Consider the following 23,392-nt stretch of genomic DNA (forward strand, 5'->3'; position numbering starts at 1 on the left):
GCTGCAGCGCGGAGACGGACTTGGTGCCGTCGATCCGGTTGCGCTCGCGCGAACTTTGAGCGATTGAATTGAGCCGCTCCACCCAGGGAACCGCGAACATGATCACCGTCTTCGGCGAAGGGAGAGGGTTCCGGGTCGTCTGGCTGCTGGAGGAAATGGGGCTCGCCTACCGACTGAGGCCGGTGGACCTTGCCGGCGTCGAGAACGACGCGGAGTTCCTGGCCGTCAACCCCGCCGGATTCATCCCGGCCATCCAGGACGGCGATGTCACCATGGTCGAGTCGATTGCGATCATGGAGTACCTGATGACCCGCCACGGGCCGACGTCGCTCGCCCCGGACCCGCACGATCCCACCTTCCCCACCTATCAGCAGTTCCTGCACCTGGGAGAAGCCGGCCTCGCGATGGGCGCTTACTTCGTCGGCGGCGCCCGCAATTTCGCCCCCGAGGCCGAGCGGAACAACTGGAGCGCCGGCCAAGCGCTGGAGATGTTCGAGAGCCGGCTGCGGCTGGTGAGGCGGCAGCTTGCGCGCTCGCCCTATCTCGCCGGCGAGGCGTTTACGGCGGCCGACATTTCGGTGACCTATGCCCTGGAGCTGGCCCGAAGATTTGGGGGCATCGCCCTCGGCGAGGCGGAGCAGGCCTATATGGCCCGCACCAGCGCACGCGACGCCTACGAGCGGGCCATGGAAACATGTAAGGGCAGAAGGGCATGGCTCGCTGCCGCGGCCGGTCAATGACCGCTCTCGGCGCTCAACCGCTTACAGAGCGCGAGCCAGTCCCGTAGGCCGCCATGAGCGTAGCGACATGCGCGCCGGCCTCGCCTCCGGGGTCGCTCCCGCCGACGCCCGTTGGGCCTCGGCGGGCGCTCGCCCGGGCTATGCCAAGAGAACACGACGCGCATCACCCATGTGCAGCGCGGCCAGGAGTATGCTCACGACGCGTCCGGCGCGACGACGCCCTTGCTGAAAATGAAGCAGCCGTAGAACCGGCGCTCGCCTGTCGCGATCACGCAATAGGCGGCCTTCGCCTTCTCATAGAACGCGTGGCGCTCGACGCCGACCAGCGGCCAGGATTTTCCTTCGGCGCGATCGATCACGGCCTGGACCTCCTGCTGCACCGGCGGCACCACCTCGGGCTGGCCGACTACCTCCATCCTGACCGCGGCATCGTTGACGAAGGTGTCGAGCGGCAGCACCGACAGCACCGCCTGGACGGCCCGGGCCGCGCTCACATTGTCGATGCGCAGCAGTTCGCCAAACACGGTCTGGCGCGCGATCGCGTCGGCCGGAAAATTGGTGTCGCAGATCACCAGCCGGTCGCCATGCCCCATCGCGCGCAGCGCATAGAGCACGTCGGCATTGAGCAGCGGATCGAGGGTCTTGAGCATGGTCTCTCCCTGCATCACGGTTTGCATTGTCATTCTGCCTGCCCTCACACTTTCGGCCGCGTCGGGCGAGGCGTTCAGTTGGTGGTGCGCTCTTCTCCAATGGGGTTCCAGACATTCTTCAGCTCCACCAAATGGCGCATGATGGGTGCGGGCCGACGGGGATGATCTGCAATGTTCGCGGACGACATTGCAGGGCGCCCCTATAGCAAGGCCGAGCACAACCGCTCCCTGCAGGCAGCGACCGGCTGACCGCCGTCAGCGAAACCCATCCTGACCGAACCAATCAATCGAGGGGTTTCGCCGCCGGCTCAACCCATCCTGCCTACGACCGCAACCGCGCGCGCCCGGCCGTGCGCTGCACCGGTCGGTAGACCTTCAAAATCATCCCGACGGCAGCGCGGCCGAAGGCTGCGCGTCGTGGCCCACCATTTGCTTTGACGTCTATTGCACCATAGGCGACGGGCTGGCGCATCCCGAGTATCTGATCCCGTCGGCTCCCTGACACAACGCCTCGCACGAATGTCGGATTGGCCCCAACCTGAACGTCGTCTGGCCGGTTTGCCACGACGGCAGCAAACGCAACCGACAGCCTGAACCAGGATGGGAGGCAATTTGACGAGATATTCAGGCCGCAGCCAAGACATGTGCGAGTGGGACGAGTTCGATCAGTCCCAGTCGCAAATGCGAGCCGTGCTGGCGCGAGACCAAGGGGGTGAGGTGCCGCCGTTCCTGCTCCTCTCCCTTCCCGGAATAAGCGCGCACGAGCAGCGCGTGTGTTCAGATCTTTGGGTGCGCGATCGGATCGCCGCACGTCGTCCTGAACGCGACAGGCTTGCTTTCCGGTTTCCCATCGCTCCTCGCGATAAGATACGCGTCGCCTATCTCTCGAACGACTTCCACGACCATGCCACATCGCGGTTGCTCATCGAGACGCTCGAGGCGCATGACCACAACCGCTTCGAGGTGCATGCCTATTCATTCGGCGTCGACGACGGCGGAGGAATGCGTCAACGCCTCTGCAGCAGTTTCGACGCTTTTCATGACGTGACGGCGATGAGCGACACGGACGCCGCGCGCACCATACACAGCGCAGGAATCGATATCCTTGTCGACCTGAAGGGATACACGCGGGGCGCTCGGACAGGCATCATGATGCTGCATCCTGCACCTGTTCAGGTGAACTATCTCGGATATCCCGGGACGATGGGCGGGGACACGTGCGACTACATCATCACCGACCCGTTCATGACGCCGATGGAGATTGCCTCTGCCTATTCGGAAGCCTTCGCCTATATGCCACACTCATATCAGCCGCATGGCCGAAAAAGCACCATCGGCCGTCGGCCTGAGCGCGCAGAGCTTGGCTTGCCGAAGACGGGTTTTGTGTTCTGCTGCTTCAATCAGGCCTACAAGATCACACCGCCGCGCTTTGACTTATGGTGCCGCTTGCTCAATGCAGCCCCCGACAGCGTGTTGTGGCTCCTTGCCGACGAGCGCGCGCAAGGCAATCTTCGGGGAGAAGCCTTGCGACGCGGGATCATCCCTGATCGTCTCGTCTTTGCTCCCCACATGACTCAGAGTGATCACCTGAGCCGTCTGCAGAATGCCGACCTCGTTCTCGATACCTCACCGTTTGGCGCTCATACGACGGCAAGTGATGCATTGTGGTGCGGCGTCCCGATCATCACATGCGCCGGCGAGACCTTTCCGTCCCGAGTGGCCGGAAGCCTCTTGCATGCGATCGGGATGCCGGAGCTGATAGCCCGAAACGAGGACGAGTATTTTTCAGCCGCCTTGGCGTTCGCGACACAGCCGGGCCTGCTGCATGCGTGCAAAGCCAAGCTCCGACGCAACCGCATGACGACGCCGCTTTTCGACGTGGCCGCCTATACAGCGGCTCTCGAAAGTCTTTATGGCGCCATGTGGGAGCGCCACCGCTGTGGCGTCGCGCACACAACAATTGGCGCCGTTGCGATCTGACAAGGGCGCAAGGCTGTTATTCCCTGTGGCGATCCTGACGGATCAACCTGCAAACGGCGTGACACTGGAAGATGGCCTGCGGATCGCCAAACCATCTGCAGCCGCACGCTGATCGGTACCTGCTACTTGCAGCGTACGGCCGAGGCGAACCACCCTACTCCCACTCGATTGTTTAACACGCAACTAAATCATTGATACTTTGATCTTATTTCGCGGCGCTGCTTCAGGATGCCGATGGTGGCACCGACGATTTTTCTGCGTCTTGATTCCACAGGAATATTTTGCACGATCAGGCCAAGCTCCTTTTGACAACTATCGGCTGCTATCGCTTGCACGGCAATGCCCAACTTCTGAACTGGTGCCAGCTACTATCGAATGAGAGCGGGACGGAAACCACGGGTTACAGTCAGCCGTCGACGCAAGCTGCGCCGCGCCTCTATTCCGATAGCTCTCACACCGCGGTGAGTGAACGGATGTCACGTCGTAGCGTGCTCAACACGTCCTGCTCCGCAGAGCGGACGAAGAAATGGTTACCCGGAAACGCCCTGACGGCGCAGGAGACGGCGGCGTGCTCCCGCCATCCTTCCAGCTCGTCGAGACCGACACTGTTGTCGCTCTCGCCACCATAGACTAGCAGCGGACAGGATAGTTTGAACGCCTTCGGCGCGTCATATGTCGCAACTGCCTCGAAATCGGCGCGCAATACCGGCATCGCGAGCTCCATCAGGTCCCGGTCAGCGAGCAGCTCCTCCGGCGTACCGTCGAGCTTGCGCAACTCCTCGATGAACTCCTCGTCGGGCAGAGCGTGGATCTCCGGCTCGGAGCCGCGCAGGACGGGCGGCCGACAACCGGACATCACGGCGGCGATCACGGGCCGCCTGGGAGACAAGACGCGCAACACCTCGAACGCGACCAGAGCCCCCATGCTGTGGCCGAACAGAATGATCGGCCCGGTCATTTCCGCCACGATCTCGGGAATGATCCCCTGGACGAGATCGGCAATCCGGCGCGAGAGCTGCTCGCGCCGGCGAAATCCCCTGCCGGGATATTCGACGGCCACGACATCGACATGCGGCGACAGCGCCACGGCCCAATCGCGATAGCCCGCGGCCACGCCGCCGGCGTAGGGAAAGCACAGCAACTTCGGGCAACCGGGTCGCGCGCTGGCATAGCGCAACACAGATCGGCTAGACGACGCCTGCACGCGACAACCCTTCATATCCAGTTATGGCCGACATATCGGCTGCGATCCTTCCATCATGGAACCTGACGATGCGATCAGCGACGGCGTCGAATGACTCGTCATGCGTCAACACGATAACGAGCTTCCCGTCGCGCTTCAACGCCGGCAGGAGCGAGAGATAAAACTGCTCCCGCGATCTCGCGTCCTGATCTGCAGCCCATTCGTCAAAGATGTAGATGTCGCGATCTTCCATCAAGGCAGATACGAGCAGCAGCCGCCCCTTCTGACCACGCGACAGATCCTGTGTGTTCAAGAACCTGGCGTGCTCCGTCATGACCTTGCGGTCGATCGACCATTCCTCAAGCAAGCCGCGCGCGCGATCATCGCAGGTCTCGTTTCCGGGAATGCGCTCGAACGCATGCGCATCCTCGAACAGGCAGCTGTAGATCTGGCGATAGAGCTCGCGGCTCCGATCATCGATCGGCCGACCGTCCAAGAGGATCACGCCGCTCGACGGCTCGTACAGGCCGGCGAGCAGCCGCGCAAAGGTGCTCTTGCCGCTGCCGTTTCCGCCCTTGATGAAGACGATCTCTCGGCGTTTCAGCACGAGATCCACCGGCCCGAATGCAAATGCATCGGCGGGCCCGGGCTCGCCGTAGGAATAACAGACGCCCTCGAAGCTAACCTGCCGCCACGGGACATCACCCGCGCCGCTCTCTCCCGCTTCGGGGTCAACGGCTGATGATGACGCAAGCACCACGCCGAGATCTTGAATCCTGCGAAACACCGCATTGACATGTCCGAGCGACGCGAACGACCCGATGGCGGCATCCAACGGGCCGATCAGGTAGATCGCAGCAAAGAAGAACTCGACATGCCGGGCGTCCGGAGAATGCTGAAACAAGAGGATTCCGATCACCAGCAGAAACACGGCCTGCCCAACATTCATCGCGATGGCGCCGGCCCATGTCGCCTGCTCGCGAAAGCGGAGAAACTCGGTCTGACGCCCATCGATGTCCTCGGACAGGTAACTGGACGTTCGGACCGCGCTCAATTTCAGCTGTTTCAGTCCTGCGATCAGGCCCCCCAGCACCTTGTCGAGGCGCTCCCACGCCAGCCAGGCCTGATAGCTCAATCTGGTCGACCGCTCGACCACGGCCCAGTACAGCGGCACGCCAATCATCGCCGCGCCGACGATCACGCCTGCTCCCACCGGCGAGAGCCAGCACATGTAGACCAGGAGGCTCGCGACCATCGCGAGGTTCGTCACCATGTTGACGAGGATGGGAGCCGCCGTCGCAATCGTCTGGACGTCGGCGGCGACGACCGCTTTCAGCCTTCCGGCTCCGATCATCTCGAGCTGGCGGTAGCGCGTATTCAGAATCGCCGAGACCAACGTCTTTCGAAGCCGCAGAATGACTGCGCTGCCAACACGGACCGAAGCTCTCGCGGCGGCGAGACGGCTGACGACCGATGCCGATGCGAGGGCCGCGAATGAGATGACCTCGGGCAGAGCAGCCGGCGCCTGGAGGCGAACATGCGCAAAGACGTAGGCAAACAGCGCGACGGTCGTGGCAGCCGCGACAATGCTGCACCCCGAGGCGACAGCGATAGGCCCGGGCACTAGGCGAAGTAGGAAAGAGACGAGATTGTTCTGCATGAGGATGACCTAGACCGGCTCGACGGCCAATCTCTCGGAGACGGGCTGGGCTCTCTCGAGCTCGGCCCGCAAGCGAGCCGCGATGTGGTCCGAGGCCGGATGCTGGATCATGGAGCCGTGATTGCCTGGGACGTAATGCACGTCAAAGCCGTTCAGCGACTTGGATCGCCAGAATTCCTCAGCCCTGGCGAAGTGATCCGGCGTCCTGACCGGATCTCCGTCCGGCTGGAACAGCAACAGCTTCCCGACATAGGGCGACACCACGTGCTGCTGGAGAGCATGCAGATTGGCCTGGAACACGGAGACCACATGCGCGAACTCTGCGTCCGTCATTTCGCTGGACAGCGACCTGTGGCGCTTGGCCAGACGCAGCACATAATCGGCCTTGGCAGCATCGGAGAGCCGCCAGAACGAATGCCATCGCGACGTCAGCCCGCGCTGTGGCGGAATTTCCAACACGCCCATGAATGTGAGCCACTCGGTGCGTTCGACCTGGCGCCTGTTGTGCCGCCACTCTCCGGTGGAGCTCGGCGGAACGGTATCGATCAGCGCCAGCACCCCGACCTGATGTCCGAGCTCGTTCAGCTTCCTGGCGATGGCAAAGGCGATCAGCCCGCCGGCGGACCAGCCGACGAGGTTGAACGGTCCCGTCTGCTGTATCTCAAGCATGCGGGCGACATGGTGATCCGCCATCTGGTCGATCGAGACCAGCGGATCCTGCTCGCCATGAAGACCAAGCGCCTTGATGCCGTAGACGGAATAGCCGGGCCCCAGCGACTTCGCGAGGTCGCGATAGCACAGGATGCCTCCCCCGATGGGATGAACACAGATGATCGGCGTCCCCTGCTCGCTCAACTGTATCGGAATGATGCAGGAGTAGTCGCGCCTGCCCGATCCCTGCATCTCGAACCCTTGTTTCGCCGCCCGCGCGACGGCGATGTGGGCGGCCATCACCCCAATCGTCGGCTTCTCCTCGAACAGGAGGCGCACCGGCAGATCGACGCCGAGCGCATGTCGGACTTGCGCGATCAAGCGCATCGCCAGCAGCGAATGGCCGCCGAGCTCAAAGAAATCGTCATGCACGCCGACGCCGTGTAGTCCGAGCAGGTCCGACCACAGCTTCGCGAGAATTTCCTCGGCGGCCGTGCGTGGAGCAGCTTCACCGGCGCTGTGCCGCCGTTGCGGTTGCGGCAGCGCGTCGCGGTCGAGCTTCCCGTTCGGCGAGAGCGGAAGCTGATCCAGAATGACGAAGGCCGAGGCTGCAGGCACCATGTAGTCTGGAACCCGTCGCTTGAGATGCGCGCTCAACGCCACCGGGTCGATGGTCTTCTCGTCACCGACGACATAGGCAACGAGCCGCCTGTCGCCGCTGCCGTCAGCCGGCGCCGTCACCACCGCCTGCGACACGTCGGCATGCTCGGCGAGCGCAGCCTCGATCTCGCCGAGCTCGATTCTGAAGCCGCGGATCTTCACCTGATGATCCAGGCGACCCAGATATTCCAGTTCGCCGTCCGTGCGACACCGGACGAGATCTCCCGTCCGGTACAACCGCTCGCCATCTCCGAACGGGCTCGGAACGAAGCGCTCCGCCGTCAGATCGGCACGGCCGAAATAGCCGCGAGCAAGTCCCACGCCGCCGATATACAACTCGCCGGCGACGCCGACGGGCACGAGCGCACCGTGATCATCCAGAACATGGAGCTGCATGTTCGAGATCGGACGGCCGATCGGCACGCTGACCGCATCCGCCCCCAGGCGGCACGCGAACGCGCTCACATCCACCGCAGCTTCGGTCGGTCCGTAGAGATTGTGCAGCTCGCTGCGCGAACGCCGCAGGAACCGCGTCTTCAGCTCTCCCCCGAGCGCCTCGCCGCTGCACATCACGGCACGCAGGCTGACACAGCGGGAGACATCCTCGGTCTCCAGGAACACCTGCAGCATCGACGGGACGAAGTGCGCGATGGTCACCGCCTCACGCTGGATCAGGGCCGCGAGATAGGAGGGATCCTGATGACCCTCGGGCCGGGCCACGACGAGCGGCACGCCCTCGATCAGCGGCCAGAAGAACTCCCACACTGACACGTCGAACGAAAACGGCGTCTTCTGCAGAACGCGGTCGCCGGGGCCGAGCCGGTAGGCCGCCTGCATCCACACCAGCCGGTTGACGATGCCGCCATGCGTGTTGGCGACCCCCTTGGGCCGCCCCGTGGATCCCGAGGTGTAGATGACATAAGCGAGATTGCCAGGACGGCTGCTGTCGACAGGAGCCTGCTGCGGCTCGGCCGCAATGGCGGACCATGCCGCGTCGATCTCCACCACGCGGCCGGCATGCGCGGGAAGCGACGCGGCAAGACGCTGCTGCGTCACGATGACGGGCGCGCCCGCGTTCTGCATCATGTAGCTCAACCGTTCCGCCGGATAGCCCGGGTCGAGCGGCAGATACGCCCCGCCCGCCTTCAGGATTCCGAGCAAGGCCACCACCATCTCCAGGCTGCGCTCGACGCACAGCCCCACCACGACCTCAGGCCCCACGCCAAGCCGACGCAAATGGTGCGCAAGCTGGTTGGAACGTATGTCCAGCTCCTGGTAGCTCAGCTGCTGGCCCTCGAACACCACGGCGAGGCCGTCAGGTGTCCGTGCGGCCTGCTCGGCAAACAGCTCGTGCAGGCATTTGTCCGCCGGATAGTCGGCCTTCGTCGCATTCCAGTCGATGATCAGCTGATGACGCTCCGCCTCGCTCAGCAGCGGAAGCTCCGACAAGCGGGCTTCCGGGGTCGACACGATGCCACCCAGCAGGATTTCGAAATGTTCCGCCAGCCGTTCGATGGTCGCGCGGTCGAACAGATCCGACGCATATTCAAACGTCCCGACCAAGCCGGCCTCGGTCTCGCGCATGAACAGCGTCAGATCGAACAGCGACGTGCGGTGCTCGCTGCCCAGCAGCCGAAGCGTCAGTACCGGCAGCTCGATCGCGTCCTGCGGCGTATTCTGCAGGCTGAAGCTGACCTGAAACACCGGCTGGCGGCTCAGGTCGCGGACCGGCTGCAACTCCTCGACCAGCTTCTCGAACGGAAGATCCTGGTGCGCATAGGCCCCGAGCGCCACCTCCTTCACCCGCCCGAGCAGCTCGATGAAGCTCGGATTCCCGGACAGGTCGGTGCGCATCGCGAGCGTGTTGACGAAGAACCCAATCAGTCCCTCCAGCTGGCGGTCGACGCGCCCGGCGATCGGCGAGCCCACGACGATGTCGGTCTGGCCGCTGTAGCGCGACAACAGAACCTGATGCGCGGCCAGCAGCACCATGTAGAGCGTCGCGCCCGAACGGCTCGACAGCGCCTTGAGCCCGTCCGACAGCGCACGCGACAGCGTGAACGGCACCATTCCGCCGGCAAAGCTCGCGACCGCGGGACGCGCACGGTTGGTCGGCAGCTCCAGCGCTGCCGGCGCTCCCGTCAGCCGCGTCTTCCAATAGGCAAGCTGGCGCTCCAGCGCCTCGCCCTGCAGCCAGGCCCGCTGCCACAGCGCATAGTCCGCATACTGCACCTGGGGATCAGCCAGCGGCGGCGCAGCGTTGGTGCGATAGGCCTCGTACAGCGCTGCGAGCTCTCGGACCAGCACGCCGATCGACCAGCCGTCCGACACGATGTGATGCATCGTCACCAGCACCACATGGTCCTGCGGCCCCAGCCGGATCAACCGTGCCCGGAACAGCGGTCCCCGCGACAGATCGAACGGCTGCACGGCCGCATCGCGGAGCAGACGATCGATCCTGAGCCGGCGCACCTCATCGTCTTCGAGTTCCGATAAATCGTCTCGGCCGAGCCTGAACACCGAGGGGGCGTCGATGATCTGCACCGCCTGCCCTTGCTCCGTCTCAAAGTGCGTCCGCATCGCCTCGTGACGCCGGACCACTTCGGCAAAGCTCCGCTCCAGCGCGATGGTGTCCAGGGTCCCCTCGAGCCGCACGGCAAACGGCAGATTGTAGGCCGCTCCCACCAGCCCGAGCTGATCCAGGAACCACAATCGCTCCTGCGCGTAGGACAGCACCAGCCGCTCCGGACGCGGCTGAACCTGCAGCGGCGGCAGCGCCACTCCGGCGCCACTGCGCAACGCGCTCTCGATCCGTCCCGCCAGATCGCTCAGTCGCGGCGCATCGAACATGGCCCGTAGCGGGAGATCGATCACGAACTCGTCGCGCAGCCGGGAAAGCGCCCGCATCGCCAGCAGCGAGTGGCCACCCAATGCAAAGAAGTCGTCATGCCGGCCAATACGGTCCAGCTTCAGCAGCTCGCACCAGATCTGCGCCAGCCGCTCCTCGACCTCGCCCAGCGGCGCAATGAAGGCGCGATGCCCAAACGCTGCCGATCCCGGCGCAGGCAGCGCCTTGCGGTCGAGCTTGCCGTTCGGCGTCTGCGGCAGAGCCGCCAGCTGCACATAGGCCGACGGGACCATGTAATCGGGAAGACGCCGCGACAGCTGCGCGCGCAGATCTTCTGCGCGCACCGCCGCCTCTCCCACCACATAGGCCACGAGCCGCGTGCCACCGCTACCGTTCTCCTGGGCCGTCACCACCGCCTGCGACACGCCGGCGTGCGCAAGGAGCGCCGCCTCGATCTCCCCAAGCTCAATCCGGAAGCCGCGGATCTTCACCTGGTGATCCAGCCGCCCGAGATAGTCCAGTTCGCCATCCGCTCGCCAGCGCACGAGATCACCCGTCCGGTACAGCCGCTCGCCATCCCCGAAGGGGCTCGGCACGAACCGCTCTGCTGTCAGGGCGGCGCGGCCGAAATAGCCCCGTGCCAGTCCTGCACCACCGATATACAGCTCACCCGCGACACCGACGGGCACCAGCTCGCCATGACCATCGAGGACATGAAGCTGCGTGTTCGCGATCGCATGCCCGATGCCGATCCGGCGCTCGGTCGTGATCCGGCTCAAGCTCGACCAGACCGTCGTCTCCGTCGGACCGTAGAGATTCCAGCTCGCGGATGATCCGTCCGCGAGTCGCGACGCCAGATCAGGTGGCAATGCCTCGCCGCCACAAAGCACCTTCAGCGAAGCGGACGGTCGCCAGCCGGCGTCGGTCAACAAGCGCCACGTCGCAGGGGTCGCCTGCAGCATCGTCGCCCCAATCACGGCAAGCCGCTCGCGCAGGCGTTCTCCGTCGGCGCTGAGCTCGCGGGGCAGCACCACCACGCGCGCCCCTGCGAGCAGCGGCAGGTAGATCTCCAGTCCTGCGATGTCGAACGAGATCGGCGTCACCGCCGCCACGACGTCCGATGCGTCGATGCCAGGACGCACGGCCATGTCCGTCAGGAAATTGATCAGCCCCGCATGCGCCACCATCACGCCCTTGGGCCGTCCGGTCGAGCCCGAGGTGTAGATGACGTAAGCGAGGTTGGCCGGCCGGCTGGTGTCGACCGGCGCCTGCTGCGGCCAAGCCGCGATAGCAGCCGCATCCGCATCGAGCTCCACCACCCGCCCTGCATGAGCGGGCAGCACGCCGGCCAGGTGCCGCTGCGTCACGATGACCGGCGCGCCCGCGTCATGCAGCATGTAGCTCAGCCGATCCGCCGGGTAGCCGGGGTCGAGCGGCAGATAGGCTCCGCCGGCCTTCAGGATTCCCAGCAGCGCCACCACCAGCTCCAGGCTGCGCTCGACGCAAAGCCCCACGACGACCTCGGGCCCCACGCCGAGCCCGCGCAGATGATGCGCCAGCTGGTTCGCGTGTGCGTCCAGCTCGCAGTAGCTCAGTTGCTCGCCCTCGAACGCCACCGCCACGGCGTCCGGCGTACGCGCAGCCTGCGCCGCGAACAGCTCGTGCAGACAGCGCTCAGGATAGGCCTTAGCCTTGCCCGCCCAATCCTCCAGCAGAAGGCGACGATCCGCGGCGCTCAGCACCTCGAGCCGTCTCATCGGCCTTTCCGGATGCTGTGCCAACGCATCCGCAAGCTCTGTCAGCGCCGTCTCCATCATCCTGCACAGCGGGGCCGCTCCTATCGACCTCATCGTCTGCGCCGTCAGGCCAAAGCCGTCTCCGGCGTCATCGACCGACAGCATCACGGGATAGTTCGTGCGTTCCTCTCCCCACAACAGCTCGATTCCGTCCCACGCCGGGTCGTTGGCCACGCCGCCGCTGTAGCGGTAGTTCAGCAGTGACGTGAACAGTGGGCCGGAACCTTTGATGCCGCAGCAGCGCTGCGCGAGTGCGAGCGAAGCATGCTCGTGACGGAGGAGCCGCCCCAACAGCGCATGGACATCGCGAACGCTCGCGGCTGCGCTCTTCTCTCCGATCGCAATCCGCACCGGGAGCGTGTTGATGAACATCCCCGCCGTCCGATCCGCTCCGGACATCCCGTGCAAACGTCCGAACAACACAGTCCCAAACACCGCATCACGCCCTCCCGACGTCCGCGACACCACAAGCCCCCACGCCAGGTGAAACAGGCTTGCAGCACTCACCCCGAGCTCACGCGCGTGGCCGCGCAGTCGTGCCGACAGGGCGGCGGGAAGCGCATGACGCGCGTCCTCGATGTCCGTACCGTCTCCCTGCACATTGACGAGGCCGAACGGTGCTGATGGCTCGGTCACGTCCGCCAACAGCTCGCGGAAGAACGTCTCGTGCTCCGCCGTGCTGACGCCGTGCAGCGCCTGCCCGATGAAGTTGCGGAACGGCACCGGCGCAGGCAGCTCCGCCTGCCGGCCCATCAGATGGGCATGAACCTCATACGTGAGCACCTCCAGGGTCGTATGATCCATGACCAGATGATGATAGGTCAGCAGCAGCAACCAGCGTCCATGCTGCCCGTCGTGGGCGACACAGCCCCGCAAGAGCGGCGCATGCCGTACATCGAGTCGTTGGCTGCGTCCGAAGCGGGACCGCAGCTGCAGAGCCGCATCGCCGCCCGGCTCATCGAGGACCACGTCTTCGACCGCAAGCCGCACGCGCCGCCACACCACCTGCACCGGCTGCGGCAATTGCTCCCACATCACGGACGTTCGCAGAATGTCGTGCCGACTGATGACGGCGTCCAATGCCGCGACGAAGCCGTCGAGCCGCGACCGCGTGTCGAACGCCAGCACGCTCGACAGCAGATACGCATCATGCTCCGCATCCATCATGTGATGGAAGAGGACGCCCTCCTGCAGCGGCGCGAGAGGATAGATGTCCTGAATGTTGGCCATGCCGCCGTCGACAGCCGAGGCAATCAGGTCGATCTCGCTCTGGCTCAGCTTCACCAGCGGCAGCATCGCCGGCGTGATCGCAGTGCAGCCCTCGGGAACTAGATTGGCGGGCACCTCGACAGATGGCACCTCGCTGCTGGCGGCGGCCGCTAGTCCGGCGAGGTCAGACGCACTGAACACGGCCCGGATATCCGCAACGAGGCCCGCTCGACGCATCCGCTCGATCAGCGTGATCGCCAGCAGCGAGTGGCCGCCGAGCGCGAAGAAGTCATCGTGGCGGCCGACACGCGCGACCTTCAGCAGCTCGCACCAGATCTGCGCCAGCCGCTCCTCCGTCTCGCCTCGCGGAGCTTCGTAGCGGTCATGCGGAAATGCTGCCGTTTCCGGTACGGGCAGCGCCTCGCGATCCAGCTTGCCGTTCGCCGTCAACGGCAGAGTAGCGAGCTGGACATAGGCCGAGGGCATCATGTAGTCGGGAAGACGGCGCGCAAGATGGGCTCGCAGATCTTCCGTGGCAACCTCCGCATGTCCCACGACATAGGCCACCAGCCGCTTGCCGCCTCGGCTATCGGCCTGGGCGGCGACGACCGCCTGCGAAACGCCGGCATGCTCGGTCAGCGCCGCCTCGATCTCGCCAAGCTCGATGCGGAAGCCGCGGATCTTCACCTGTTGATCGCGTCGCCCCAGATATTCGAGCACGCCATCCTTAAGCCACCGGGCCAGGTCGCCCGTGCGGTACAGCCGCTCGCCACAGCCGAACGGGCTCGGCACGAACCGCTCCGCCGTCAGGTCGGCGCGGCCGAAATAGCCGCGCGCGAGCCCTGCCCCGCCAATGTACAGCTCACCGGCGACGCCCGCGGGCACGAGCTCACCCTGGTCATCCAGAACGTACAGCTGGGTATTCGAGATCGGCCGCCCGATCGGCACGTTGACGGCCAGTCCAGGCCGCGGCGCGACCGCAAAACAGGCGCTGAAGGTGGTGCCTTCCGTGGGCCCGTAGCCATTGACGAGCTGGCAATCGGGCATCTCGTCGAGGACGCGTTGGACATGAGACGGCGAGAGCACGTCTCCGCCCGCCAGCAGATAGCGCAGCGGTCTGACGAGCTCGATGTCGTGCTCGATGACGGTGTGGAACAGTCCCGCCGTCAGCCAGAGAACCGTGACACGGGATTCCGCGATCACCCGCTTCAGCGTCGCGACCTCGACAAATCCCGCCGGGTAGACGATGAGCCTCGCTCCGTTTAACAACGGCATCCAGATTTCGAATGTCGAGGCATCGAAGGCGAGCGGCGCCAGATGCAGGAATACGTCGTCAACCCCGACGCTCACATAGTTCGCATTCTTGACCAATCGAACGATATTGGAATGGGTGACGGCGACGCCCTTGGGCCGTCCGGTCGAGCCCGAGGTGTAGATGACGTAAGCGAGGTTGGCTGGCCGGCTGGTGTCGACCGGCGCCTGCTGCGGCCAGGCCGCGATAGCAGCTGCTTCCGTATCGAGCTCCACCACGCGCGCTGCATGAGCGGGCAGCACGCCGGCCAGATGCCGCTGGGTCACGATGACCGGCGCGCCCGCGTCGTGCAGCATGTAGCTCAGCCGTTGCAATGGATAGCCCGGGTCGAGCGGCAGATAGGCGCCGCCGGCCTTCAGGATTCCGAGCAGCGCCACCACCAGCTCCAGGCTGCGCTCGACGCAAAGTCCGACCACGACCCCGGGGCCCACGCCGAGGCAGCGCAGATGATGCGCCAGCTGGTTCGAACGTGCGTCCAGCTCGCGGTAGCTCAGCTGCTCGCCCTCGAACCCCACCGCGACCGCGTCCGGCGTACGCGCGGCCTGCGCCATGAACAGCTCGTGCAGACAGTTCTCGGGATAGGACGTCGCCTGGCCCGCCCAATCCTCCAGCAGAACGCGACGATCAGCGGCGCTCAACACCGGCAATGATGACAGCCGGCGCTCCGGCGCCGCGACGATTCCTTCCAGCAGCACCTCGAGATGGTGCGCAAACCGCTCGACCGTCCCACGATCGAACAGATCGAGCGCATATTCCAGACGGCCCTGCAGGCGGCCGTCGGTCTCCCAGACGAACAAGGACAGATCGAACACCGACGTCCGCTGCTCGCCTGCGAGCGGACGAAACGTCAGCGCCGAGAGCTCGATCGCTTCCTGCGGCACGTTCTGCAGGCTGAAGCTCACCTGGAACACCGGCTGCCGGCTCAGGTCGCGGACCGGCTGCAGCTCCTCCACCAGTCTCTCGAACGGGAGGTCCTGATGGGCAAAGGCGCCGAGCGCCATCTCCTTCACCCGCGCCAGCAGCTCCATGAAGCTCGGATCATCCGACAGGTCGGTGCGCATCGCGAGCGTGTTGACGAAGAACCCGATCAGCCCCTCCAGCTGGCGGTCGATGCGTCCGGCGATCGGCGAGCCCACGACGATGTCGGTCTGGCCACTGTAGCGCGACAACAGGAGCTGATACGCGGCCAACAGTACCATGTAGAGCGTCGCGCCCGAACGACGCGACAGCGCCGTCAGTCCATCCGACAGCTCGCGAGACAGGGTGAACGGCACCATGCCGCCGGCAAAGCTCGCCACCGACGGACGCGGACGGTCTGTCGGCAACTCGAGCGCCGCTGGCGCTCCCTTCAGCCGTTCCTTCCAATATGCAAGCTGACGCTCCAGCGCGTCGCCCTGCAGCCAGGCCCGCTGCCAGAGCGCGTAGTCGGCATACTGGACCGGTAGCTCCGGCAGCGGCGATGATTTGCCCTGGCTGAACGCCTCGTAGATCGCCGCCACCTCGCGCGTGAGGACGCCGATCGACCAGCCATCCGAGACGATGTGATGCATCGTCGCCAGCACCACGTAATCCCTGGCTCCGAGCCGAATCAGCCTTGCCCTGAACACGGGGCCGCGTGTCAGCTCGAAGCGGTACGAGGCCTCCTCCTTTGCCAGACGTCGAATCTCAGCTTCCTGAGTGTTGACGCCAAGGTGCGACAGATCCAGCAGCTCAAGACGGAACGAGGCGGCCGCATCGATCACCTGCACGCCCTGCCCGTCCACCAGCTCGATATGCGTCCGTAATGCCTCGTGCCGTCGCACAACCTCCGCCAGGCTCTGCTCCAGCGCGGCAGCGTCAAGTTCGCCATCCAGACGGAGCGCGAAGGGCATGTTGTAGGCCGATCCCACAAGCCCGAGCTGATCCAGGAACCACAAGCGTTCCTGCGCATACGACATCGCCACGCGATCCGACGGCTCTCTGGCCGCCAGCTTTGGCCGGCTGGCCGCGGCGCGATGTGCGTAGGTCAGGAAGCTGATCACGCCTTCCTTGTTCGCGCGGAGTTCTGCCAGCTCGGCCTGCGACAAGCCGCCGGCAGGCGCCCGGTATTTGAGCTGCCCGTTGTCGAGCCAGATGCTCACGCCGTTCTTGCGCAGCGACGTCAGGAGAGCCTGGACCGTGCTCATACGATCCCCACCTCTTCGTCACGATCCTCCGAGCGTTGCGCGCTATCGGCTGCCCGAGGCTGGGCGGCCCAACGGACCGTATCGATCCAATCGGCCAGCCGAGCGAGAGTGGGCGCTTCGAACAGCGCGCGGAGCGGCACCTCAATCGCGAGCGCTTCGCGCAGCCGCGCCATCATCCGCATCGCCAGCAGCGAATGCCCGCCAAGCTCGAAGAAGTTGTCGTCGATTCCGATCCGATCCAGCTTTAGGATGTCGCACCAGATCGCCGCGAGCGTCTCCTCGACCGGCGTACGGGGCGCAACATAGGGGCGTGACGAGGCGCGCGGTCCCGGGGCCGGCAAGGCACGGCGGTCGAGCTTGCCGGTCGGCGTCAACGGGAAGGTCTCCATCGCCATGAAGGACGACGGGACCATGTAGTCGGGCAGGCTCCGCTTCAGATGATTGCGAAGCTTGTCGGCATCGAGTTGCCCGCCATTCTCCGCTCCGACAACATAGGCGACCAGGCGCTTGTCGCCCTCCTCCTCGTGCGCGACCACTGCAGCCTGCGCAACGGATTCATCGGCGAGCAGCGCCGCCTCGACCTCGCCGAGCTCGATCCGGAAGCCGCGGATCTTGACCTGATGGTCCGACCGGCCGAGGAATTCCAGATTGCCATCGGCGCACCACCGCACGCGATCGCCGGTCTGGTACAATCGCTCGCCGTCGCCGAACGGATTCGGCACGAACCGTTCCGCTGTGAGATCAGGGCGGCCGAGATAGCCCCGCGCAACACCGAAGCCCCCTACATATAATTCCCCGGCGACGCCGATAGGGACGGGACGAAGATCGGGATCGAGGACAAAGACCTTCATGTTCAGAATCGGTCGGCCGATGGGAATGGCCGCAGGCATCGGCGTCCCGACGACATAGGACGACGCATCGGCGGAGACTTCGGACGAGCCGTAGATGTTGACGAAGCGGCAGTCCGGCAACGCCTCCGTCAGGCGGACCATCAGGTCCCTGCTCAGGGCCTCCCCGCTCAGCGTGCAGCTTCGCAAGCCCGATAGTTGGGCTCTTGTCGCCGCATCGGACACAAGCGCGAACGCCAAGGACGGCACCATCACGACGCGCGTCACCCCTTGTCCGGCCATCATCGCGACGAGCTCCGTCGGCCGCCGGCCTGCAGCGTCGCGCGCGATGACCAGGCGAAGACCTCGGCAGAGCGGTCCGAGGCTTTCGAAGATCGAGTCCACAAAGCCGATCGAGGTCTTCTGGCAGCAGACATCATCGTCGTCGAACGCCGCGATGCCTTCCTGCGCCACGATCCGGTTCACCATCCCTTCGTGCAGTCCGCACACCCCCTTTGGCCGACCTGTGGAGCCCGAGGTGTAAATGACGTAGGCAAGGTTCGCAGGAACGGCGCTGGTCTCCGGCGGGGTCGCGGGCTGACGCGCGATATCCTCCCAATCCGCATCGATCCGCAACATGGAGCCGGAGTGGGCGGGCAAGTGCGGCACCAGATGCGCCATGGTGACCACGAGCGGCGCTTTCGCATCGTTCAGCATGTAGGCCAGCCGGTCGGCCGGATAGGACGGATCCAGCGGGAGATAGGCGCCGCCCGCCTTGAGGATGCCCAGCAGCGCGATCATCATTTCGAGGCTGCGCCCGATACACAGCCCGACCACCAACTCCGGTCCCACCCCGAGATGACGCAGATGGTGCGCCAGACGGTTCGCGCGGCGGTCGAGCTCCGCATAGCTCAGCTGTCGATCGTCGTCGACGAGAGCAATCGCATCAGGTGTTCGCCCCGCCTGCGCTTCGAACAGCTGATGCAGGCACTTGTCCGAAGGATCATTCGCCGCGGTCGCATTCCATTCCACAACCAGCCGATGATGCTCTACCTCGCTCAACAACGGCAGCGCCGATAGGCGTGCGTCCGGCGTCGCCACGATGCCTTCCAGCAGTCGCGCGAAGTGGTCCGCCAGCCGCTCGATCGTCGTGCGGTCGAACAGATCCGATGCATATTCGAACGTCCCGATCAGCCCCGCGTCGGTCTCGCGCATGAACAGCGTCAGGTCGAACAACGAAGTCCGGTGCTCACCGCTGAGCATTCGAAGCGTCAATGCAGGCAGCTCGACGGCTTCACGCGGCGTGTTCTGCAGGCTGAAGCAGACCTGAAACACCGGTTGACGGCTAAGATCCCGCGCCGGCTGCAACTCCTCGACGAGCTTCTCAAACGGCAGATCCTGATGCGCATAGGCGCCCAGCGCCACATCCCTCACGCGCTTCAACAGCTGCACGAAGATCGGATCCCCCGACAGGTCCGTCCGCATTGCCAGCGTGTTAACGAAGAATCCGATCAGCCCTTCCAGCTCGGGACGCCGGCGGCCGGCGATCGGCGTGCCGACCACAATGTCATCCTGACCGCTGTAGCGCTTCAGCAACAGCTGATACGCGGCCAGCAAGAGCATATACAGCGTCACGCCTTCGCGACGCGCGAGCGCCGCGAGCTTTCCCGACAGCTCGCCTGGGAGCGCGAAGTCAACCGCACCACCGGCGAAGCTGGCGACCGCCGCCCGCGGCCGGTCGGCCGGCAAGTCCAAGGCGGGCGACGCTCCCTGCAGCTGGCGCTTCCAATAGCCGATCTGCTGCTGCAACACCTCTCCCTGCAACCAGCTCCGCTGCCACAACGCATAGTCCGCATACTGGACCGGAAGCTCCGCCAGCGGCGATGGATCGCCGAGGCTGAATGCCTGATACAACGCCGCCACCTCGCGCGTCAGAACGCCGATCGACCAGCCATCCGACACGATGTGATGCATCGTCGTCAGCAGCACGTGGTCGCTGGCTCCGAGACGGATCAGCGTCGCCCGGAACAACGGCCTGCGCGTCAGCGCGAAGCGATGCGAGACTTCGTCCTGCACCAGGCGGCGAACCTCGGCCTGCTGTGCGTCGACGCCAAGCCCCGACAGGTCCCGCTTGGCAAGACAAAACGAGCCAGCAGCGTCGATCACCTGCACGCCCTGCCCATCCAGTGCCTCGAAATGCGTCCGCAACGCCTCGTGGCGCCGCACCAGCTCCGACAGACTCCGCTCCAACGCGACTACATCGAGCTCACCCTCGAGTCTGAGCGCGAACGGCATGTTGTAGGCTGCTCCCACCAGACCAAGCTGGTCCAGGAACCACAGCCGCTCCTGCGCATAGGACATCGCCGGCCGGTCCGGGCGGTCCGGGAGCCGGAGCAACGGCGGCAACACGGCTACCGCTCCGCCGAGCTGCTCCGCCTCGATCCGTGCTGCCAGATCCCTGATCGTCGGCGCTTCGAACAATGCGCGCAGCGGCAACTCGACCTGCAGCGCATCCCGCAGCCGGGCCATCACGCGCGTTGCCAGCAGCGAATGCCCGCCGAGCTCGAAGAAGTTCTCGTCGATCCCGATCCGATCGCGTCTCAAGACCTCGCACCAGATCGCCGCCAGCATTTCCTCGGCCGGGTTGCGAGGCGCCGAATAGGATTCGGTGAGGCGTTGCAGGTCCGGCATCGGCAATGCGCGGCGGTCGAGCTTGCCGTGTGCCGTTCGCGGCAATTGCTCGAGCTGCACAATGGCCGAGGGTACCATGTGCGGAGGCAGCCGAACGGAGAGATGCCGGCGGAGCTCGGCGCCATCCGCGCGGCCTCCATCATGCAGCACCACGTAGCCGATCAGGGTCTTCTCGTGGCCAAGGGCGCGCGCCACCGTGACGGCCTGCCGAACCGCGGGATGCGTCAGCAGCGCCGCGGTGACCTCCTCAGGCTCGATGCGGTAACCTCGGATCTTGACCTGATCGTCACCCCGCCCGAGGAACTCGATGCTTCCGTCTGAAAGAAAACGGGCGCGATCGCCGGTGCGATACAGCCTGCGCCCGGAATCGGAAAACGGATCTGGAATGAAGCTGCTGGCCGTCAGGTCCGCGCGACCGAGATATCCGCGCGCCACTTGGGCGCCACCAATATACAGGTCGCCAACCACTCCGATCGGAGCCGGATCGAGATTCCCGTCCAAAATGAAGGACTGGGTGTTGGCGAGCGGCCGCCCAATCGGAACGCACTCGGTGGTGCCGCGCTGGATACAGCCATCGACACTCTGGACGGTGACCCCGACCGTCGTCTCTGTCGGCCCGTAGTGATTGAAGATCCGGCAGCCGGGCGCCGCGGCTCTGAGTCTCTCGACCCATTCCCACCGACTGACGTCGCCGCCGACGATCAGAACCTTCCTTGGCAGCAACTCGCTGCTCCCTGCGGCGTCCAGCAGCGAATGCAGATGCGGAGGCGCGATCTTGAGACAATCGATCGGGCTCTTCCTGACGTAGTTCGACAGATATTGCGCGTCCAGCGTCTCCTCATAGCCGACGAGATGCAGCGTTCCGCCGCTCAGCAGCGATGGGTACAGCACCGTTACCGAGGAATCGACGGTCAATGGCTGCAGCATCATGTAGCTGGATGTCTCTGCCAGCCCCGCGGCCTCCACGACCGCCGACACGTAATTCGTCACATGTCGATGCTCGAGGACGACTCCTTTCGGTCGACCGGTCGATCCGGACGTATAGAGCAGATAGGCCATGTTGCCCGGCTGCACGCCGCTGCACGGGGAGCGGTCGAGCAGATCGTCGGCATCCGCAAGGTCGGCGTCGACAGCAACCACCCGACGGCCTTCTCTCGCAAACCGCGCCGCGAATGCCGACCGTGTCGCCACGACTGTGGCGGCTGCATCGTCCAGCATGACGTCCAGCCGGTCATCCGGATAACTCAGATCAAGCGGCAGATAGGCCCCGCCCGCCTTGAGAATCCCGAGCAGCGCGACGGTCATCTCGACGCTGCGTTCGAGGCCGAGCCCAACGACCATTTCGGGCCCGACCCCGAGCCGGCGCAGATGGTGCGCCAGCTGGTTCGAACGACGGTCCAGCTCGCGATAGCTCAGCGATGCATCGCCACACACGACCGCCGTCGTCTCCGGCGTCCGGCTCGCCTGGATCCGGAACAACTCATGCAAGCATTTGTCGGCCGGATATGCTGACGTCGTCGCGTTCCATTCCACGATCAGCCGATGGCGCTCGTCCTCGCCAAGCAGGGGCAAATCCGACAAACGTGCCTCGGGCCGCGCCACCACAGCCTCGAGCAGCACCTGAAAATGCTCGACGAGCCGCTCGATCGTCGTTGCTTCGAACAGGTCCTTGGCATACTCGACATGCCCCTCGAGCCGGTCGCCGCGCTCGTAAAAGTAGACAGCGAGCTCATGCTTGGCTCTCGGCATGTTGCTGCGGATCCACCGCGCCCTGATGCCGGCGAATGTCAGCAGCCTCTGCGGCAGGTTCTCCAGTGAGAACACCGTCTGAAACATCGCGGAACGGTTGAGATCGCGGACGGGGTTCAGCTCCTTCACCAGCCGTTCGAACGGCACATCCTGATGCGCATAGGCCCCGATCGCCACCTGCTTGACGCGCTTCAGCAGCTCCAGAAACGGCGGATCACCCGACAAATCCGTCCTCAATACGATTGTATTGACGAACAGACCGATCATTCCCTGGAATTCAGCGCGGGATCGCCCGGCCGTTGGCGAACCCACGACGATGTCGTCCTGCCCGCTATAGCGCTGCAGCAGGACCTGATAGGCGGCGAGAAGCAGCATGTACAGCGTCGCCCCTTCGCGCCGCGCGAGCTCGAACAGCTGACGCGACAGGCCCGCCGATAACGCGACGTTGATCGTGCCGGCGTTGAAGCTCGCCATCTTGGGCCGGACACGGTCGACCGGCAGATCCAGTGCGACAGGTGCGCCCGCGAGCCTCTCCTTCCAATAGCCGACCTGCTTGTCCAGGACGCGGTCCTGCGCCGCCTCACGTTGCCAGATCGCGTAATCACCGTACTGGATCGGCAGCTCGGGCAGCGGCGATGCGTGGCCCTGGCTATAGGCCTCGTACAGCGCGCTGACCTCATCAATGAGAAGCGCAATCGACCAGCCATCGCAGACGACATGATGCATGGTCACGAGCACGACATGGTCGGCATCATCGACGCGAACCAACTTTGCCCGAAACAGCGGCCCGCGCCGGAGATCGAACGGCCGCGCAAGCTCCTCATCGGCGAGGCGCATGATCTCCGCCTCCCTGAGCTCCGGCGGGAGGGCGGAGATGTCGATCCGTTCCAACCGGAAGCCGCCGGGGGAATCAACCACCAGAACCGGCTGGTCGTCCTTCACGTCCAGGCGGCTCCGCAGAACCTCGTGACGCCGCACAATCTCCAACAGACTCCGCTCGAGCACGGCCGTATCCAGCACCCCTTCCAGCCGAACCTCGAACGGCAGGTTGTAGGCGGCGCCGGCAAATCCGAGCAGGTCCAGGAACCAGAGGGACTCCTGAGCGTAGGACACGGGAGAGCCAGCAGCGGCGCGCCTCACCGGGATCGGCGCAGCCGCGCCTCTCGCTCCCTTGATACGCTCTTCGAGAAGCATCTGCTGGCGCGCCGACAATCGCTTGCGGCGCGTCGCAGGATCCATCGTCTCCATGACCACTCTCCAAGAACAACAGC

8 protein-coding genes are annotated in these 23,392 nt (G+C 64.9%); 2 read left to right on the forward strand and 6 right to left on the reverse strand.

Annotated features, from left to right (window positions below):
- Window positions 1-98: 98 nt before the first annotated feature.
- Entirely contained in the window at window positions 99-740 is a 642-nt protein-coding gene (locus tag QX071_RS25820) for a glutathione S-transferase family protein (RefSeq protein WP_315705406.1), read from the forward strand.
- A 194-nt stretch (window positions 741-934) separates the two neighbouring features.
- Here QX071_RS25820 and QX071_RS25825 read toward each other — a convergent pair whose 3' ends face one another.
- Window positions 935-1,390: an RbsD/FucU family protein gene (locus QX071_RS25825; protein WP_315705481.1), complete on the reverse strand. Its 456-nt coding sequence runs from the start codon at window positions 1,388-1,390 to the stop codon at window positions 935-937.
- A gap of 642 nt (window positions 1,391-2,032) precedes the next feature.
- Between QX071_RS25825 and QX071_RS25830 the strand changes: the two genes are divergently transcribed.
- Window positions 2,033-3,370, forward strand: coding sequence for a UDP-N-acetylglucosamine-peptide N-acetylglucosaminyltransferase (locus tag QX071_RS25830; RefSeq protein WP_315752401.1), 1,338 nt, complete (start codon window positions 2,033-2,035; stop codon window positions 3,368-3,370).
- A 188-nt stretch (window positions 3,371-3,558) separates the two neighbouring features.
- Here QX071_RS25830 and QX071_RS25835 read toward each other — a convergent pair whose 3' ends face one another.
- The 5 genes from QX071_RS25835 to QX071_RS25855 form a co-directional block, all read right to left on the reverse strand.
- On the reverse strand, window positions 3,559-3,717 hold the full coding sequence (locus QX071_RS25835; protein WP_315728667.1) for a hypothetical protein: 159 nt from the start codon (window positions 3,715-3,717) through the stop codon (window positions 3,559-3,561).
- Between the two features lie 104 nt (window positions 3,718-3,821).
- Window positions 3,822-4,547, reverse strand: coding sequence for a thioesterase II family protein (locus tag QX071_RS25840; RefSeq protein ID WP_315705404.1), 726 nt, complete (start codon window positions 4,545-4,547; stop codon window positions 3,822-3,824).
- A 10-nt stretch (window positions 4,548-4,557) separates the two neighbouring features.
- Entirely contained in the window at window positions 4,558-6,213 is a 1,656-nt protein-coding gene (locus QX071_RS25845) for a cyclic peptide export ABC transporter (RefSeq protein ID WP_315705403.1), read from the reverse strand.
- Window positions 6,214-6,222: 9 nt separating this feature from the next.
- Window positions 6,223-16,854, reverse strand: a complete 10,632-nt coding sequence (locus QX071_RS25850; protein WP_315705402.1) for a non-ribosomal peptide synthetase — start codon at window positions 16,852-16,854, stop codon at window positions 6,223-6,225.
- Window positions 16,851-23,369, reverse strand: coding sequence for a non-ribosomal peptide synthetase (locus QX071_RS25855; RefSeq protein WP_315705401.1), 6,519 nt, complete (start codon window positions 23,367-23,369; stop codon window positions 16,851-16,853). The genes QX071_RS25850 and QX071_RS25855 overlap by 4 nt, the downstream gene beginning before the upstream one ends.
- Window positions 23,370-23,392: the final 23 nt, after the last annotated feature.

This window comes from Bradyrhizobium sp. SZCCHNS1022, from assembly GCF_032484835.1.
GTDB lineage: Bacteria > Pseudomonadota > Alphaproteobacteria > Rhizobiales > Xanthobacteraceae > Bradyrhizobium.

What these genes read in the sequence shown, in the direction of transcription:
- QX071_RS25820 (WP_315705406.1), top strand. Translation starts at nt 99, where the DNA reads ATGATCACCGTCTTCGGCGAAGGGAGAGGGTTCCGGGTCGTCTGGCTG.
- QX071_RS25825 (WP_315705481.1), bottom strand. Translation starts at nt 1,390, where the DNA reads ATGCTCAAGACCCTCGATCCGCTGCTCAATGCCGACGTGCTCTATGCG.
- QX071_RS25830 (WP_315752401.1), top strand. Translation starts at nt 2,033, where the DNA reads ATGTGCGAGTGGGACGAGTTCGATCAGTCCCAGTCGCAAATGCGAGCC.
- QX071_RS25845 (WP_315705403.1), bottom strand. Translation starts at nt 6,213, where the DNA reads ATGCAGAACAATCTCGTCTCTTTCCTACTTCGCCTAGTGCCCGGGCCT.
- QX071_RS25850 (WP_315705402.1), bottom strand. Translation starts at nt 16,854, where the DNA reads ATGAGCACGGTCCAGGCTCTCCTGACGTCGCTGCGCAAGAACGGCGTG.
- QX071_RS25855 (WP_315705401.1), bottom strand. Translation starts at nt 23,369, where the DNA reads ATGGAGACGATGGATCCTGCGACGCGCCGCAAGCGATTGTCGGCGCGC.